The sequence below is a fragment of the Actinomyces oris genome (assembly GCF_001937445.1).
Lineage (GTDB): Bacteria > Actinomycetota > Actinomycetes > Actinomycetales > Actinomycetaceae > Actinomyces > Actinomyces acetigenes.
Map to the genome: position 1 here is coordinate 18852 of NZ_MSKS01000020.1, position 13418 is coordinate 32269.

Genomic DNA, 13418 nt, shown 5'->3' on the forward strand with positions numbered 1-13418 from the left:
GCCGATGAGCCTCGCTAAACTCTTGAGCGCACTCGCCCCCGCTCTGAAAGAACCGTCGCATGTCCGCCTCCTACCCACAGGACAGAGCCCGGCACGACTACGCCTCCCAACAGCTGGATCTCAGTGCCGGCTTGTCGCACTCCGGCAGATCGGAGGAGGCTGTCGCTGCCGCGCGTAACGCCGTCGGTGCCCTGCGTGACCTGGCGCGGTCCAACGGCGCCTACACTGCCGATCTCGCCACGACCCTGAATCTTCTCGCAGTGCGCCTGGGCGAGGCCGGCTATCAGGACGAGGGCCTGGTCGCCGCCCAGGAGGTCGTCAGCATCCGACGTCACCTGGCGCAGATCGACCCTGGCGCACACACCGCAGAACTCGCCGAGGCGCTGAACAACCTCTCGATCGACCTCCACACGGCCGAACGGGAGACCGAGGCCATGGCTGCCGCTGAGGAGTCCGTCAACCTCTACCGGCACCTGGCGCAGGCCGACTTCTCGGCCCACGCCTCCGGACTCACCATGGCCCTGAACACCTTCGCCAACCGGCTGCGCGGCTCCGGGCGGCGCGACGAGGCGCTGGCCGCCGCTCAGGAGGTCGTCAGCATCCGACGCCGACTGGTTCAGTCCGATCCCGGCGCCTACGTCGGTGAGCTTGCAGCATCGTTGACGAATCTGACCGGTCACCTGGCCGGTGCCGAGCAGTACAGGGAGGCCGCGGACACTGCGCAGGAGGCAGTCACCCTGTACAGGCGGCTGATCTGGGAGACCCCTGGTCAGTACACCTCCGATTTCGGGAAGGCTCTGAATAATCTCGTCATCGTGCTGACCCGGGGCGAGCGTTTCGACGAGGCACTGGTCGCCGAGCAGGAGATGGTCTCGCTCTATCGGAGCCTGGCGCAGCACAACCCGGCCGCATACTCCCACAGGCTCTCCACGGAGCTCATCGATCTGGCCAAGCGCCTGTCCAACGCCGAGCGGAACGACGAGGCGCTGGCCGCCTCCCGGGAGGCCACGGCTCTTCTTCGTAGCCTCTCCGACCACGATCCGCAGTCCTTCAGCCGCTCCCTCATCAGCGCGCTTGACGTCAACGCGACGATCCTGGAGTTCTGCGGACTGGTTGAGGAGTCCTCCCGTCTGCGGCACGAGCGCGACATGCTCGTCATGCGCCTCGGGGAGGGCCGGTGACATGGCGCCTTCCACCCCTGCGTCTCCATCCGTGTCCGACGCCGCAGCCCGCATCCGCCAGGAGATCGAGGCCGCCACGGAGCAGAGGGCGTTGGAGGACTCCATCGTGAGCTTCTGAGGAGCGGCACCGGCCCGGCGGCGCGGACGCGGGTGTGGAACGCGAAGCCGAACGGATCGGGGACTGCGTTCTCCGTCCAGAACGTACTTTTCCCACAAATGACTGCACTCCACCCCCAGTGGTCTGCAGGACATCGCAGTTCTCGTCGGAGAAGTACGTCCTCGATCAAGGTCCCCCGACACGAAGGACCCCGGCCTGCCAGTCCCCGCGCTGATCTTCTCGGCTCTCTCATCAGCCTCGCCCAGTCACCGGCTGTCTGAGCGGTGAACATCGGCTGGTGCGGGGAGCCCGGCGCAGGCAGGCCGCTTTCGCCTCAGGGGCGCTTCAGGACCTGGCCGGTGACGACGCCGTCGGCCACCATCCACCGAGCACGCAGGGAGGGCCGGTCACCATTGGGTGACCGGCCCTCCCTGAGTTCTCGCTCAGAGCGTCAGCTCTGGCTCATTTCTCGACCTTCTGGGCGGCGGCGCCGCCGGCGGGGGCGAAGCCCGCGGCCTCGGCGTCCTCGGCGCTGGCGAACCAGACCTCGGCGACCGTGGCGTCGTACCAGCGCGAGCCGGGAACGTGGTACTTCATGGAGTCCTCGTTGCCCTTGACCAGGTGGTCGTCGTCGGGAGCGTCAGTGGCGCCCTCCTCGAGGCGGACCGCGCCGGCGTACTCGGCCTTGTCAGCCTTCTCAGCCTTGTCGGCCTTCTCCTCAGCCTTCTCGGTCGTGGCCTTCTTCTCGGCCTTGTCCTCGTCGGCGACGGCCTTCTGGGCGGCCTTCTTGGCGGTGGCGACCGCGTCGTCCACGATCTCCTTGCGGGCAACCGGCTCCAGCACCAGGGAGATGACCGCCATGGGGGCGTTGTCGCCCTTGCGGGGGGTCGTCTTGATGATACGGGTGTAACCGCCCTCGCGGCCCTCGAACTTGGGGGCGAGCTCCTCGAAGAGACGGTAGACGGCGTACTTGTCCGTCACCTTCTTCAGCACGGTGCGGCGGGCGTGCAGGTCACCGCGCTTGCCCTTGGTGATGAGCTTCTCGACGTAGGGACGCAGGCGACGGGCGCGAGCCTCCGTGGTCTTGATCGACTCGTGGACGATGAGCTGCGTGGCCAGGTTGGCGAGCAGGTGACGCTCGTGCTGGGCACTGCCGCCCAGACGGGGACCCTTAGTGGGGCGAGGCATGGTTGTCTCCTAGGTGAATAACGAGCCGGCTCAGGCCTGGGTCTCGTCGCTGAACGTGGGGTTGGCGTAGTCGTCGTCCGAGACGTAGTCGACCGGGGAGCCCTTGAGGGAGAGTCCCAGCTCGGCCAGCTTGTCCTTGATCTCGGAGATGGACTTGGCGCCGAAATTACGGATGTCGAGCAGGTCGGCCTCGCTGCGCGAGACGAGCTCACCGACGGTGTGGATGCCCTCGCGCTTGAGGGCGTTGGAGGAGCGGGCCTGCAGGTCGAGCTCGTCGATCATGAGGGCCAGGTCCTGCTGGAAGGCCTCGTCGATCGGCGAGGGGCCGACCTCGATGCCCTCGGCCTCGACGTTGAGCTCACGGGCCAGGCCGAAGAGCTCCACGAGCGTCTTACCGGCGGAGGCCAGGGCGTCACGCGGGATGATGGAGGACTTGGTCTCGACGTCGACGATGAGACGGTCGAAGTCGGTGCGCTGCTCCACACGGGTCGCCTCGACGGAGTAGGAGACCTTCTTGACCGGCGAGTAGATCGAGTCCACCGGGATGCGGGAGATCTCCGCGTTGGGGTCCTTGTTCTGGTTGGCGGAGACGTAGCCGCGGCCGCGCTCGACGGTCAGCTCGATCTCCAGCTTGCCCTTTTCGTTGAGAGTGGCGATGACCAGGTCGGGGTTGTGGATCTCGACGCCGGCCGGCGGGGTGATGTCACCGGCGGTGACCTCGCTCGGACCGGACTTGCGCAGGTACATGACGACCGGCTCGTCGTTCTCCGAGGACAGGACGATCTCCTTGATGTTGAGGATGATCTGGGCGACATCCTCCTTGACCCCGGGGATCGTGCGGAACTCGTGGGGCACCCCGTCGATGCGGACGCTGGTCACGGCCGCCCCCGGGATGGAGGACAGCAGCGTGCGGCGCAGGGAGTTGCCGAGCGTGTAGCCGAAGCCGGGCTCGAGGGGCTCGAGCACGAAGCGCGAGCGGCGGTCCTCGACCACGACCTCCTCGGTGAGCGTGGGTCGCTGTGCAATGAGCACGTGGTTTCCTTTCGTCGCGGCGCCCGCTATATGACGCCGTTCCTCATGGGTGGAGCAACCGGCCCGACCGGGCCGGCCCTACTCCGCGTCCCGCCGTGGGGGCGGAACGTGGTGGGACGACGACGCAGCAACCGGCTGCGCCGTCGTCCCGTGAAGCTCAGACGCGACGGCGCTTGGGCGGGCGGCAGCCGTTGAAGGCCTGGGGGGTGACGTCGGTGATCGAGCCGACCTCGAGGCCGGCGGCCTGGAGGGAGCGGATCGCGGTCTCGCGGCCGGAGCCGGGACCCTTGACGAAGACGTCAACCTTCTTCATGCCGTGCTCCTGGGCGCGCCGGGCGGCGGCCTCGGCGGCGAGCTGGGCGGCGTAGGGGGTCGACTTGCGCGAGCCCTTGAAGCCGACCTGGCCGGAGGAGCACCAGGCGATGACGGCGCCCTGCGGGTCCGTCAGCGAGACGATGGTGTTGTTGAAGGTGGACTTGATGTAGGCGTGACCGTGGGTAACGTTCTTGCGGTCCTTGCGGCGCGTCTTGCGCGCGGCGGCGCGGGTCTTGGGAGGCATTCTTCCTTCTTCGTGATGAGGTCGTCACTGCGCCCTGCGCTGGGCGGGCGCGAGCTGCTGCTTACTTGGCCTTCTTCTTACCGGCCACGGTGCGCTTGGGGCCCTTGCGGGTACGCGCGTTGGTCTTGGTGCGCTGACCGTGCACCGGCAGGTGGCGGCGGTGGCGCAGGCCCTGGTAGCAGCCGATCTCGATCTTGCGGCGGATGTCCGCCTGGACCTCACGACGCAGGTCACCCTCAACCTGGTAGTTGCCGTCGATGTGGGTGCGGAGCTTGACCAGCTCCTCCTCGGTGAGGTCCTTGACGCGGGTGTCGGGGTTGACGCCCGTCGCCTTCAGGGTCTCGTCCGCGCGGGTGCGTCCGATCCCGAAGATGTAGGTGAGTGCGACCTCGACTCGCTTCTCGCGAGGCAGGTCGACACCGGAAATGCGTGCCACGGTGTGGTTCTCCTGTGTGCTCCCGGAGGTCGTCACCCATCTCCCCCACCTCGCCTGGTGGCCCCGGCCTCCGAGAACCGGGGGTTGCGGACCCGCGGTGCGGGTGCGCTGGGATGGGTGCTGGAAAGGGCCGTCCAGCTTACTGGGCGGCCCGGCGCCGGGGACTCAGCCCTGACGCTGCTTGTGCCGCGGGTTCTCGCAGATGACCATGACGCGGCCGTGGCGACGAATCACCTTGCAGCTGTCACAGATCTTCTTGACGCTCGGCTTGACCTTCATGATGTTCCTCCGCCGGCTCTGGGAGCCGACATGTCACTTGTACCGGTAGACGATTCGGCCGCGGGACAGGTCGTAGGGGCTCAGCTCCACGACCACCCGGTCCTCGGGGAGGATGCGGATGTAGTGCTGCCGCATCTTTCCGGAGATGTGCGCGAGCACGACGTGCCCGTTGCTCAGCTCCACCCGGAACATCGCGTTCGGAAGGGCCTCGACGACCGATCCCTCGACCTCGATGACTCCGTCCTTCTTAGCCATGTTCCTCCATCGGTGCTTTCTCGCTCGAGTTCACCCCGACGACGTCGCCGCCGGGCAGCCGCGGTCGCCATTGCGCAGGCCCACCGCAGGTCCCCGTTGCCAGGGTCGTGAATGCGGCATGAGGGCATGCGTCATCGACGGACGCGCGTCCAGCGGATAACTTTACGGCAGACGGCCCGGGCTCCACCATGCCAGATGGCGCGATTACGCGGTGTTTCCTGACACACCGCGGGTAAGCGCATCCTCGCAGCAGGTCCCGCCTCAGCGTCTCAGCCCAGTGCCTTGGGCTCGATGCTGTAGGGGGCCAGGCCCTCGGCGCCGCCGTCGGGCGCGGTGAGGACCCACACTCCGCCGGGGACGATGGCGACGGTGTGCTCCCACTGGGCGGCGTGGGAGCCGTCCCGGGTGACGACGGTCCAGCCGTCGTCGAGCTCGCGCGTGGCCGGGCTGCCGCCGGTGAGCATGGGCTCGATGGCCAGCACCATGCCGGGGCGCAGGCGGGGGCCGCGCCGTTTGACGGAGTAGTTGAGGACGTCGGGGGCCATGTGCATGCTCGTGCCGATGCCGTGGCCGACGTACTCCTGGAGAATCCCCAGCTCGTGGCCCTCCCGCTCGGCCACGTCCGCGACAACGGCCTCGACGGCGTCGCCGACCGCGTTGAGGCGCAGCTGGCGTCCGCGCCCCTCCCCCGCCGCGGCGCGGGCGACGGCGGCGATGGCCTCCCACAGGGCCTGCCGGGTGGTGGTGTCCACGAGCCGGTCGGTCTGGCTCAGGTACGTCCCGCCGACGACGGTGGTGAAGGCGGCGTCGCCGTGCCACTGGGTGCCGTCCTCGTCGAGGATGTAGGCGCCGCAGTCGAAGGTGACCAGGTCGCCGTCGGCCAGGACCCGCTCACCGGGGATGCCGTGGACGACCTCGTCGTTGACGGAGATGCACACGGTGGCCGGGTAGTCGTAGTAGCCCAGGAAGTTGGAGTGGGCGCCGGCGGCCTCGATGACCCCGGCCGAGACGGCGTCGAGCTCGGCGGTGGTGATCCCGGCGCGCACCGCCTTGCGCAGAGCGGCGTGGATGTCGGCGACGACGAGCCCGGCCCGGCGCATGAGGCGGACCTGCTCCGGCGTCTTGATCTGGATCTGTTCGCGTGAGAGCACGGGTGCCTCCTGGGTCGTGTGGAGCGGGCTGGGCCTGAGGCCTGGGGCGGTTCCGGCTCCCCCGTCAGGTATGGGGACACACCGGAGCATGCGCAGGCGGGTCGTCCGCGTGAGCAGACGACCCGCCGGTGAGCGTGGGCTTCAGGAGCCGGTGATGCCGCGGGAGGCGAGGGCCTCCATGATGCGGCCGGTGACGACGTCGATCTCGCCCATGCCGTCGACCTGGACGAGCAGGTCGCGCTCGGCGTAGAGGTCGGCCAGCGGCGCCGTGGACTCCGCGTAGACCTCGAGGCGGCGGCGGATGACGGGCTCGGTGTCGTCGGCGCGCCCCTGCTCGCCGGCCCGCTTGAGCAGGCGGGCGACGACGGCCTCGGCGTCGGCGGTGATCTCGACGACGACGTCGAGGGCCAGGCCCGCAGCCTTCAGCATGGAGTCGAGCTCGCCGACCTGGGCCGTGGTGCGCGGGTAGCCGTCCAGGAGGAAGCCGTTCTCGCAGTCGGCCTGGGCGATGCGGTCGGCCACCATGGCGTTGGTGATGGAGTCGGGCACGTACTCGCCCTTGTCCATGTAGGCCTTGGCCTGGGTGCCGAGCTCGGTGGCGCCGGCGACGTTGGCGCGGAAGATGTCTCCGGTGGAGATGGCCGGGATGTTCAGGCGCTCGGCGATCCGGGCGGCCTGGGTGCCCTTGCCCGCTCCGGGGGGACCGAGAAGAACCATGCGTGCGCTCATGACAAGAACCCTTCGTAGTGACGCTGCTGCAGCTGGGAGTTGACTTCCTTGACGGTCTGAAGACCCACACCCACCATAATGAGGATAGTGGTTCCGCCGAAGGGCAGGTGGTGAGCCAGGTCCAGCCAGATGACGGCGAGCGTCGGGATGAGGGCAAGGACCATCAGGTAGATGGAGCCGGCCGTCGTGATGCGGTTGATGACGTAGGACAGGTAGCGCACGGTGGGCTCGCCGGCACGGATGCCGGGGATGAAGCCGCCGTAGCGCTTCATGTTGTCCGCGATCTCCTCGGCGTCGAAGGTGATGGCCGTGTAGAAGAAGGCGAAGAACAGGATGAGGACGCCGTAGGCGGTCAGGTAGATCGGGTGCGTCTGCTGCAGGTTCCTCATGATCCACTGGACCCACGCGCTTCTGTCATCACCAAAGCCGGCGATGAGCTGGGGCATGGCCAGGATCGAGGAGGCGAAGATGACGGGGATGACGCCGGCGGTGTTGATCTTGACCGGGATGTAGGTGGTCGACCCGCCGTACTGACGGCGCCCGATCATCCGCTTGGCGTACTGCACGGGGATGCGCCGCTGGGCCTGCTCGATGTAGACGACCGCGAGGGTGGCCAGGAGGACGACGGCCACGATGATGGCGAAGTTGGTCGCACCGTTGTTGCCTCCGGCGATGGAGAACATGTTGGAGGGGAACTGGGCCACGATGGAGGTGAAGATGAGCAGCGACATGCCGTTGCCGATGCCGCGCTCGGTGATGAGCTCGCCCAGCCACATGATGAGGCCGGTGCCGGCGGTCATCGTGATGATGATGAGCAGCAGGGTGACCACCGAGCCGTCGGGCAGAACCGGCTTGTTGCAAGTCGGGAAGAGCTTGCCGCTCTTGGCCGTGGCCACGATGGTGCTGGACTGGAGCAGCCCCAGGCCGATGGTGAGGTAGCGGGTGTACTCGGTGAGCTTGGCGGTGCCCGCCTGCCCCTCCTTGTGGAGCTCCTCGAAGCGGGGGATGACGACCCGCAGGAGCTGAATGATGATGGAGGCGGTGATGTAGGGCATGATGCCCAGCGCGAAGACGCTCAGCTGAAGCAGCGCACCACCGGAGAAGACGTTGACGAGGCTGAGAAGGTTCTGATCCTCGGCAGCGGCGATGCATTGCCGGGCGTTGACCAGGTTGACGCCGGGCGCCGGCAGGATGGACCCGAGCCGGAACAGGGCCATGATGCCGAGGGTGAAGAGCAGCTTCGCCCTGAGGTCTGGCGTTCTGAACGCCTGAGTGAACGCGCTGAGCACTCGATCTCCTGTGGACTCGGGGGTGGGTTCGGCCCTGCGGGCAGCAAGGCGGAGCGCAGGGGAACTGCGCCCGGCCCAGACTACCCCGCCGAGCTCACCACCCGGGCGCTGAGACGGGCTTGCAACGCGGCTGAGGTGCGGGTTTTCTCACGTCCCGTCCCGGTGAGCCGGCCCGGGGTGATCCAAGGCACCTCGCCGCCGGCGTGCAGGAGTCGTCTCTCTGTTCGACGTCGGGGCACGACAGACCCCGGCGGCCCAGGTTTCCCTGGGCCGCCGGGGTCTGTGATCTTGCGATGCGTCAGGACCGCTCCGTCAGGGAGTCACCCCTGTCGGGCACGGCATGACCGGCGTTCAGCGCGTGGCGATGGTGCCGCCGGCGGCCTCGATCTTCTCCTTGGCGGAGCCGGACCAGGCGTCGACCGTGACCGTCAGGGCCACGGTGACGTCGCCGCCGCCGAGAACCTTGACGAGCTGGTTCTTGCGAACCGCGCCCTTGGCGACGAGGTCCTCCACGGTCACCGTGCCGCCCTCGGGGAACAGCTCGGCGATGCGGCCGACGTTCACGGGCTGGAACTCGACCCGGTTGGGGTTGCGGAAGCCGCGCAGCTTGGGCAGACGCATGTGCAGCGGCATCTGGCCGCCCTCGAAGCCAGGACGGACCTGGTAACGAGCCTTGGTGCCCTTGGTTCCGCGACCGGCGGTCTTACCCTTGGACGCCTCACCACGACCCACGCGGGTCTTGGCCTTCTTGGCTCCGGGGGCGGGACGCAGGTGGTGCAGCTTGACGACGCGCACCTTCTCCTGCTGCGTGTTCTCGGTGTCAGCCATCTCAGACCTCCTCAACGGTGACCAGGTGGTGCACCGTGGCAATCAGGCCGCGCACGCTGGGGCTGTCCTCGCGCACGACGGACTGGCGGATCTTGCGCAGACCCAGGGTCTTGAGGGACTCGCGCTGGCGGTGGGTGCCCCCGATGCCAGAGCGGACCTGAGTGACCTTGAGCTGCTTGGTCATCTGCTTCGATGCGGACTCAGCCATCACGCACCCACTCCTTCAGCGGCCTTCTCGGCCTCCTGCTTCTCGGCCTGAGCGCGCTTGTCGGCCTCACCCTCGGCGCGGGCCCGCAGCATGGACTGCGGGGCGACGTCCTCCAGGGGCAGGCCACGGCGGGCCGCGACGGCCTCGGGCTGCTCGAGCTGCTTGAGGGCGTCCACCGTGGCATGCACGATGTTGATCGCGTTGGAGGAGCCCAGCGACTTGGACAGGATGTCGTGGACACCGGCGCAGTCCAGCACGGCGCGCACCGGACCACCGGCGATAACACCGGTACCGGGGGACGCCGGGCGCAGGAGGACGACTCCGGCGGAGTCCTCGCCCTGGACCAGGTGCGGGATGGTGCGGCGGATCATCGGGACGTGGAAGAAGTTCTTCTTCGCGATCTCGACGGCCTTGGCGATGGCGGCAGGAACTTCCTTCGCCTTGCCGTAGCCCACGCCGACGGTGCCCTCACCGTCACCGACGACCACGAGGGCCGTGAAGGTGAAGCGGCGGCCGCCCTTGACGACCTTGGACACGCGGTTGATGGTGACGACGCGCTCGATGTACTTGTCGTCGTTGCCGCGACCACGGTCGCGGCGGTCGTTGTTGCGGTCGCGGCGGCCGCGGCCCTCGCCCCGGCGCTCGTCGTTCTCGCGCTGGGCCGAGCCGTCGGACGACGCGGACCTGTCTCGCTGCGGTGCAGCCATCAGATGTTCCTCTGCTTTCTCGTCGTCTTAGTGCTCACAGCTTCAGGCCGCCCTCGCGGGCGCCCTCGGCGACGGCCGCGACACGGCCGTGGTACTTGTTGCCGCCGCGGTCGAACACGACTGCCTCGATGCCCAGCGCCTTGGCACGCTCGGCGATGAGCTCGCCGACCTTGTGGGCGGCGCCCACCTTGTGGCCCTCGACGCCCTTGGCGGCCTCCTCCAGGGTGGAGGCGGCGCACAGGGTGTGACCGATGGTGTCGTCCACGACCTGAGCCACCATGTGGCGGTTGGATCGGGTGACCACCAGGCGGGGGCGCTCGGGCGTGCCGGAGATGTGCTTGCGCACGCGCTGGTGACGGATCTTGCGGGCGATGGCGCGGGGGTTGCCCTTGCCCCTCTTGATCGAGTAAGCCATGGTCACTTACCAGCCTTTCCGACCTTGCGGCGCACGTTCTCGCCGGCGTAGCGCACGCCCTTGCCCTTGTAGGGCTCCGGCGGACGGATCTTGCGGATGTTCGCCGCGACCTCGCCGACCTGCTCCTTGGAGATACCGGAGACGGTGATCTTCAGGTTGCCGTCGACCGTGAAGGTGATGCCCTCGGGGGGCTCAACGGTCACGGTGTGGGAGAAGCCGAGGGAGAGCTCGATGCCCTGGCCCTTGGCGGCGACGCGGTAACCGGTGCCGACGATCTCGAGCTGCTTGGAGTAGCCCTCGGTGACGCCGATCACCATGTTGTTGATGAGGGTGCGCGACAGTCCGTGCAGCGAGCGCGAGCGGCGCTCGTCGTCGGGGCGCGTGACCAGGATGGAGCCGTCCTCCTGGCGGGTGACGCTCAGGGGCTCGCTGATCGTGCGGGACAGGGTGCCCTTGGGGCCCTTGACCGTCACGTCCTGGCCGTCGATGGTGACGTCCACTCCGGCAGGAACCGGAACGGGGAGCCGTCCAATACGAGACATGGTTTTCCTCCGTTCCTTCTCTTACCAGACGTAGGCGAGGACTTCGCCGCCCACGCCACGCGACTCGGCCTGCTTGTCAGTCAGGAGGCCGGAGGAGGTGGACAGGATCGCCACTCCCAGGCCGCCGAGGACCTTGGGCAGGTTGGTGGACTTGGCGTAGACGCGCAGGCCGGGCTTGGAGATCCGGCGCAGGCCCTGGATGGCCCGCTGGCGGTTGGCTCCGTACTTGAGGCTCAGCGTGAGCGTCTTGCCGACCTCGGCATCCGTGACCTCGTAGCCGGCGATGTAGCCCTCGGACTTGAGCATCTCAGCGATGTTCACCTTGAGCTTGCTCGACGGCATCGACACGGTGTCGTGGTAGGCGCTGTTTGCGTTGCGCAGACGGGTCAGCATGTCTGCGATGGGGTCTGTCATTGTCATGAGTGGGCCTTGGCCCTTCCTCGTCGTGGTTTCCTCAGCGGACCTGCGACGTAAGTTCTTACCAGCTGGACTTGCTCACGCCCGGGAGCTCGCCGCGAAGGGCCATCTCACGCAGGCAGATACGGCACAGGCCGAACTTGCGGTAGACCGAGTGCGGGCGGCCGCAGCGCTGGCAGCGCGTGTAGGCACGGACACCGAACTTGGGCTTGCGGTTCGCCTTCTCAATCAGTGCGGTCTTCGCCATCTCACTTCTCCTTGAAGGGGAAGCCGAGCTGCTTGAGCAGCGAGCGGGCCTCCTCGTCGGTCTTGGCCGTGGTCACCACGGTGATGTCCATGCCGCGGACGCGGTCGATCTGGTCCTGGTCGATCTCGTGGAAGACGGCCTGCTCGGTCAGACCGAAGGTGTAGTTGCCGTTCCCGTCGAACTGCTTGGGGCTCAGACCGCGGAAGTCGCGGATACGGGGCAGCGAGATCGAGACCAGACGATCCAGGAACTCCCACATGCGGTCGCCGCGCAGAGTGGAGTGCGCACCGATCGGCATGCCCTCACGCAGCTTGAACTGCGCGATGGACTTGCGGGCCCGGGTCACCTGGGGCTTCTGGCCGGTGATGGCGGCGAGGTCGCGCACGGCGCCCTCGATCATCTTGGAGTCGTGGGCGGCCTCGCCCACACCCATGTTGACGACGACCTTGACGACGCGCCCGACCTCCATCACGTTGCCGTGCTGGAACTCCTTGAGCAGGGCGGGGCGCACCTCCTCGGTGTACTTCGTCTTGAGACGGGGGGTGGTCTTCTCAGCCATGGTCACAGGTCCTCCCCGCTCTTCTTGGCGTAACGCACGCGGACGGTGCGCTTGCGGCCGTCGGGACGCACGCCCTCCTCGACGCGGAAGCCCACCCGGGTGCGCTTCTTGGTCTTGGGGTCGACGAGCATGACGTTGGAGGCGTGGATGGGCGCCTCAACGGTCTCGATGCCGCCGGTGCGGGCGCCCTGCTGGGACTGCCCCACCTTGGTGTGCTTGGTCACGCGCTGGACGCCCTCGACGATGACACGGTCAGTGCCCTTGAGGACCTCCAGAACGCGGCCGGTCTTGCCCTTGTCCTTACCGGCGATGACGATGACCTGGTCGCCCTTCTTGATGCGTGCCATGTTCAGATCACCTCCGGGGCGAGCGAGACGATGCGCATGAACTTCTTCTCGCGAAGCTCACGGCCGACGGGGCCGAAGATGCGCGTACCGCGCGGCTCCCCGTCGTTCTTGAGGATGACGGCGGCGTTCTCGTCGAAGCGGATGTATGAGCCGTCGGGACGACGACGCTCCTTGCGGGCACGCACGACGACGGCCTTGACGACCTCGCCCTTCTTCACGTTGCCGCCGGGAATGGCGTCCTTGACGGTGGCGACGATCGTGTCGCCGATACCCGCATAGCGCCGACCCGATCCACCGAGAACACGGATGCAAAGGATCTCCTTGGCACCGGTGTTGTCGGCGACCTTCAGTCGCGACTCCTGCTGGATCATTGAGTGTTCTCCTGTCGTCGAGCCGGTTCTCAGGAAGCTCCTGAGCCTGGCCGAACGTTCTTCTGGTCTTGCACACGTCTCCCCCGGCCACAGACCGCACGAGGCCGCCCCAGGGATAGGGGATTCCCGCGATACGCTCTCCCGACAGACACAGGCGCAGACTGCACGAGGTCTCTGCCGGGCGCACCGAGGGCGCGCGCAACTCCATTAGCCTAGTCCAGCCGCCGTATCGCGCGGAACCTGAGATGACGACCAGGGCCTGTGCCATTGCTCACCGGCTTTTCCCGGGCCTCCTGCACCGACGCCGCGAGGCACCCGGCCGGCCCGCCGGCCCCTGATCGACGACATACCTGTCCGTCGAGGACTGCGCTTTCCTGCAGAGGACTGCGCTACGACCATCACCGTTTGCGGGAGAAGTACGTCCTGGCGGGAGAACGCAGCCCCCGATCCGCCTGACCGGCGACCAGACTCCACGAGGGTGGGGATGCACTGGCCGAGGGTTGTGCCTACTGCACGATGCCCCCACCCCCTTGGAGTACACCCGACCCTCTTCCATTAGCGCCCGACCCTCGTGGAGTACC

General features: G+C 67.6%; 20 protein-coding genes. 1 reads left to right on the top strand and 19 read right to left on the bottom strand.

The features are described 5' to 3' along the window. Window positions 1–59 precede the first annotated feature (59 nt). On the top strand, window positions 60–1181 hold the full coding sequence (locus tag BKH20_RS06700; RefSeq protein WP_075390439.1) for a tetratricopeptide repeat protein: 1122 nt from the start codon (window positions 60–62) through the stop codon (window positions 1179–1181). Window positions 1182–1740: 559 nt separating this feature from the next. On the opposite strand, the gene rplQ is transcribed toward BKH20_RS06700, so the two are convergent. The 19 genes from rplQ to rplN form a co-directional block, all read right to left on the bottom strand. After that, entirely contained in the window at window positions 1741–2466 is a 726-nt protein-coding gene (gene rplQ, locus BKH20_RS06705) for a 50S ribosomal protein L17 (RefSeq protein WP_075390440.1), read from the bottom strand. A gap of 30 nt (window positions 2467–2496) precedes the next feature. After that, complete coding sequence (locus tag BKH20_RS06710) at window positions 2497–3498, bottom strand: DNA-directed RNA polymerase subunit alpha (RefSeq protein ID WP_075390441.1); 1002 nt, start codon at window positions 3496–3498, stop codon at window positions 2497–2499. 157 nt (window positions 3499–3655) lie between these two features. Then, a complete protein-coding gene (gene rpsK, locus BKH20_RS06715; RefSeq protein ID WP_003781888.1) occupies window positions 3656–4057 on the bottom strand; it encodes a 30S ribosomal protein S11 in 402 nt (133 codons plus the stop codon). Between the two features lie 61 nt (window positions 4058–4118). Then, window positions 4119–4493: a 30S ribosomal protein S13 gene (gene rpsM, locus BKH20_RS06720; RefSeq protein ID WP_070661560.1), complete on the bottom strand. Its 375-nt coding sequence runs from the start codon at window positions 4491–4493 to the stop codon at window positions 4119–4121. 165 nt (window positions 4494–4658) lie between these two features. After that, on the bottom strand, window positions 4659–4772 hold the full coding sequence (gene rpmJ / locus BKH20_RS06725; protein ID WP_003781903.1) for a 50S ribosomal protein L36: 114 nt from the start codon (window positions 4770–4772) through the stop codon (window positions 4659–4661). Window positions 4773–4805: 33 nt separating this feature from the next. Beyond that, window positions 4806–5027, bottom strand: a complete 222-nt coding sequence (gene infA / locus BKH20_RS06730; RefSeq protein WP_003781847.1) for a translation initiation factor IF-1 — start codon at window positions 5025–5027, stop codon at window positions 4806–4808. A gap of 269 nt (window positions 5028–5296) precedes the next feature. Next, window positions 5297–6178, bottom strand: a complete 882-nt coding sequence (gene map / locus BKH20_RS06735; RefSeq protein WP_075390442.1) for a type I methionyl aminopeptidase — start codon at window positions 6176–6178, stop codon at window positions 5297–5299. 141 nt (window positions 6179–6319) lie between these two features. Further along, window positions 6320–6907, bottom strand: a complete 588-nt coding sequence (locus BKH20_RS06740) for an adenylate kinase (protein ID WP_176747190.1) — start codon at window positions 6905–6907, stop codon at window positions 6320–6322. Beyond that, a complete protein-coding gene (secY, locus tag BKH20_RS06745; RefSeq protein ID WP_075390443.1) occupies window positions 6904–8196 on the bottom strand; it encodes a preprotein translocase subunit SecY in 1293 nt (430 codons plus the stop codon). The genes BKH20_RS06740 and secY overlap by 4 nt, the downstream gene beginning before the upstream one ends. Window positions 8197–8547: 351 nt before the next feature. Next, the gene (gene rplO / locus BKH20_RS06750) at window positions 8548–9024 is read right to left on the bottom strand and encodes a 50S ribosomal protein L15 (protein WP_070661453.1); all 477 of its coding nucleotides are present in this window, start codon (window positions 9022–9024) and stop codon (window positions 8548–8550) included. A 1-nt stretch (window position 9025) separates the two neighbouring features. Next, window positions 9026–9232: a 50S ribosomal protein L30 gene (gene rpmD / locus BKH20_RS06755; protein ID WP_009396392.1), complete on the bottom strand. Its 207-nt coding sequence runs from the start codon at window positions 9230–9232 to the stop codon at window positions 9026–9028. Further along, the gene (rpsE, locus tag BKH20_RS06760; protein WP_003781868.1) at window positions 9232–9939 is read right to left on the bottom strand and encodes a 30S ribosomal protein S5; all 708 of its coding nucleotides are present in this window, start codon (window positions 9937–9939) and stop codon (window positions 9232–9234) included. Before rpsE ends, rpmD begins: the two co-directional genes overlap by 1 nt. 34 nt (window positions 9940–9973) lie before the next feature. Continuing rightward, window positions 9974–10354, bottom strand: coding sequence for a 50S ribosomal protein L18 (gene rplR, locus BKH20_RS06765; RefSeq protein WP_003789309.1), 381 nt, complete (start codon window positions 10352–10354; stop codon window positions 9974–9976). A 2-nt stretch (window positions 10355–10356) separates the two neighbouring features. Continuing rightward, window positions 10357–10896, bottom strand: a complete 540-nt coding sequence (gene rplF / locus BKH20_RS06770; RefSeq protein ID WP_003781878.1) for a 50S ribosomal protein L6 — start codon at window positions 10894–10896, stop codon at window positions 10357–10359. A 21-nt stretch (window positions 10897–10917) separates the two neighbouring features. After that, complete coding sequence (gene rpsH, locus BKH20_RS06775; RefSeq protein WP_003781870.1) at window positions 10918–11316, bottom strand: 30S ribosomal protein S8; 399 nt, start codon at window positions 11314–11316, stop codon at window positions 10918–10920. A 58-nt stretch (window positions 11317–11374) separates the two neighbouring features. Then, window positions 11375–11560 carry a type Z 30S ribosomal protein S14 gene (locus BKH20_RS06780; RefSeq protein ID WP_003781856.1) on the bottom strand — a complete coding sequence of 62 codons (186 nt, stop codon included), beginning with the start codon at window positions 11558–11560 and terminating at the stop codon, window positions 11375–11377. A gap of 1 nt (window position 11561) precedes the next feature. After that, window positions 11562–12119, bottom strand: coding sequence for a 50S ribosomal protein L5 (gene rplE, locus BKH20_RS06785; RefSeq protein WP_009396382.1), 558 nt, complete (start codon window positions 12117–12119; stop codon window positions 11562–11564). Between the two features lie 2 nt (window positions 12120–12121). Further along, window positions 12122–12466, bottom strand: coding sequence for a 50S ribosomal protein L24 (gene rplX / locus BKH20_RS06790; protein WP_003781892.1), 345 nt, complete (start codon window positions 12464–12466; stop codon window positions 12122–12124). 2 nt (window positions 12467–12468) lie between these two features. Then, window positions 12469–12837 carry a 50S ribosomal protein L14 gene (rplN, locus tag BKH20_RS06795; protein ID WP_003781898.1) on the bottom strand — a complete coding sequence of 123 codons (369 nt, stop codon included), beginning with the start codon at window positions 12835–12837 and terminating at the stop codon, window positions 12469–12471. Between the last annotated feature and the right edge of the window lie 581 nt (window positions 12838–13418).

Excerpts from the sequence above, each read along its gene's own strand:
- BKH20_RS06700 (WP_075390439.1), top strand. The coding sequence starts at position 60 with ATGTCCGCCTCCTACCCACAGGACAGAGCCCGGCACGACTACGCCTCC.
- rplQ (WP_075390440.1), bottom strand. The coding sequence starts at position 2,466 with ATGCCTCGCCCCACTAAGGGTCCCCGTCTGGGCGGCAGTGCCCAGCAC.
- rpsK (WP_003781888.1), bottom strand. The coding sequence starts at position 4,057 with ATGCCTCCCAAGACCCGCGCCGCCGCGCGCAAGACGCGCCGCAAGGAC.
- rpmJ (WP_003781903.1), bottom strand. The coding sequence starts at position 4,772 with ATGAAGGTCAAGCCGAGCGTCAAGAAGATCTGTGACAGCTGCAAGGTG.
- infA (WP_003781847.1), bottom strand. The coding sequence starts at position 5,027 with ATGGCTAAGAAGGACGGAGTCATCGAGGTCGAGGGATCGGTCGTCGAG.
- BKH20_RS06740 (WP_176747190.1), bottom strand. The coding sequence starts at position 6,907 with ATGAGCGCACGCATGGTTCTTCTCGGTCCCCCCGGAGCGGGCAAGGGC.
- rplO (WP_070661453.1), bottom strand. The coding sequence starts at position 9,024 with ATGGCTGACACCGAGAACACGCAGCAGGAGAAGGTGCGCGTCGTCAAG.
- rpmD (WP_009396392.1), bottom strand. The coding sequence starts at position 9,232 with ATGGCTGAGTCCGCATCGAAGCAGATGACCAAGCAGCTCAAGGTCACT.
- rpsE (WP_003781868.1), bottom strand. The coding sequence starts at position 9,939 with ATGGCTGCACCGCAGCGAGACAGGTCCGCGTCGTCCGACGGCTCGGCC.
- rplR (WP_003789309.1), bottom strand. The coding sequence starts at position 10,354 with ATGGCTTACTCGATCAAGAGGGGCAAGGGCAACCCCCGCGCCATCGCC.
- rplF (WP_003781878.1), bottom strand. The coding sequence starts at position 10,896 with ATGTCTCGTATTGGACGGCTCCCCGTTCCGGTTCCTGCCGGAGTGGAC.
- rpsH (WP_003781870.1), bottom strand. The coding sequence starts at position 11,316 with ATGACAATGACAGACCCCATCGCAGACATGCTGACCCGTCTGCGCAAC.
- BKH20_RS06780 (WP_003781856.1), bottom strand. The coding sequence starts at position 11,560 with ATGGCGAAGACCGCACTGATTGAGAAGGCGAACCGCAAGCCCAAGTTC.
- rplE (WP_009396382.1), bottom strand. The coding sequence starts at position 12,119 with ATGGCTGAGAAGACCACCCCCCGTCTCAAGACGAAGTACACCGAGGAG.
- rplX (WP_003781892.1), bottom strand. The coding sequence starts at position 12,466 with ATGGCACGCATCAAGAAGGGCGACCAGGTCATCGTCATCGCCGGTAAG.
- rplN (WP_003781898.1), bottom strand. The coding sequence starts at position 12,837 with ATGATCCAGCAGGAGTCGCGACTGAAGGTCGCCGACAACACCGGTGCC.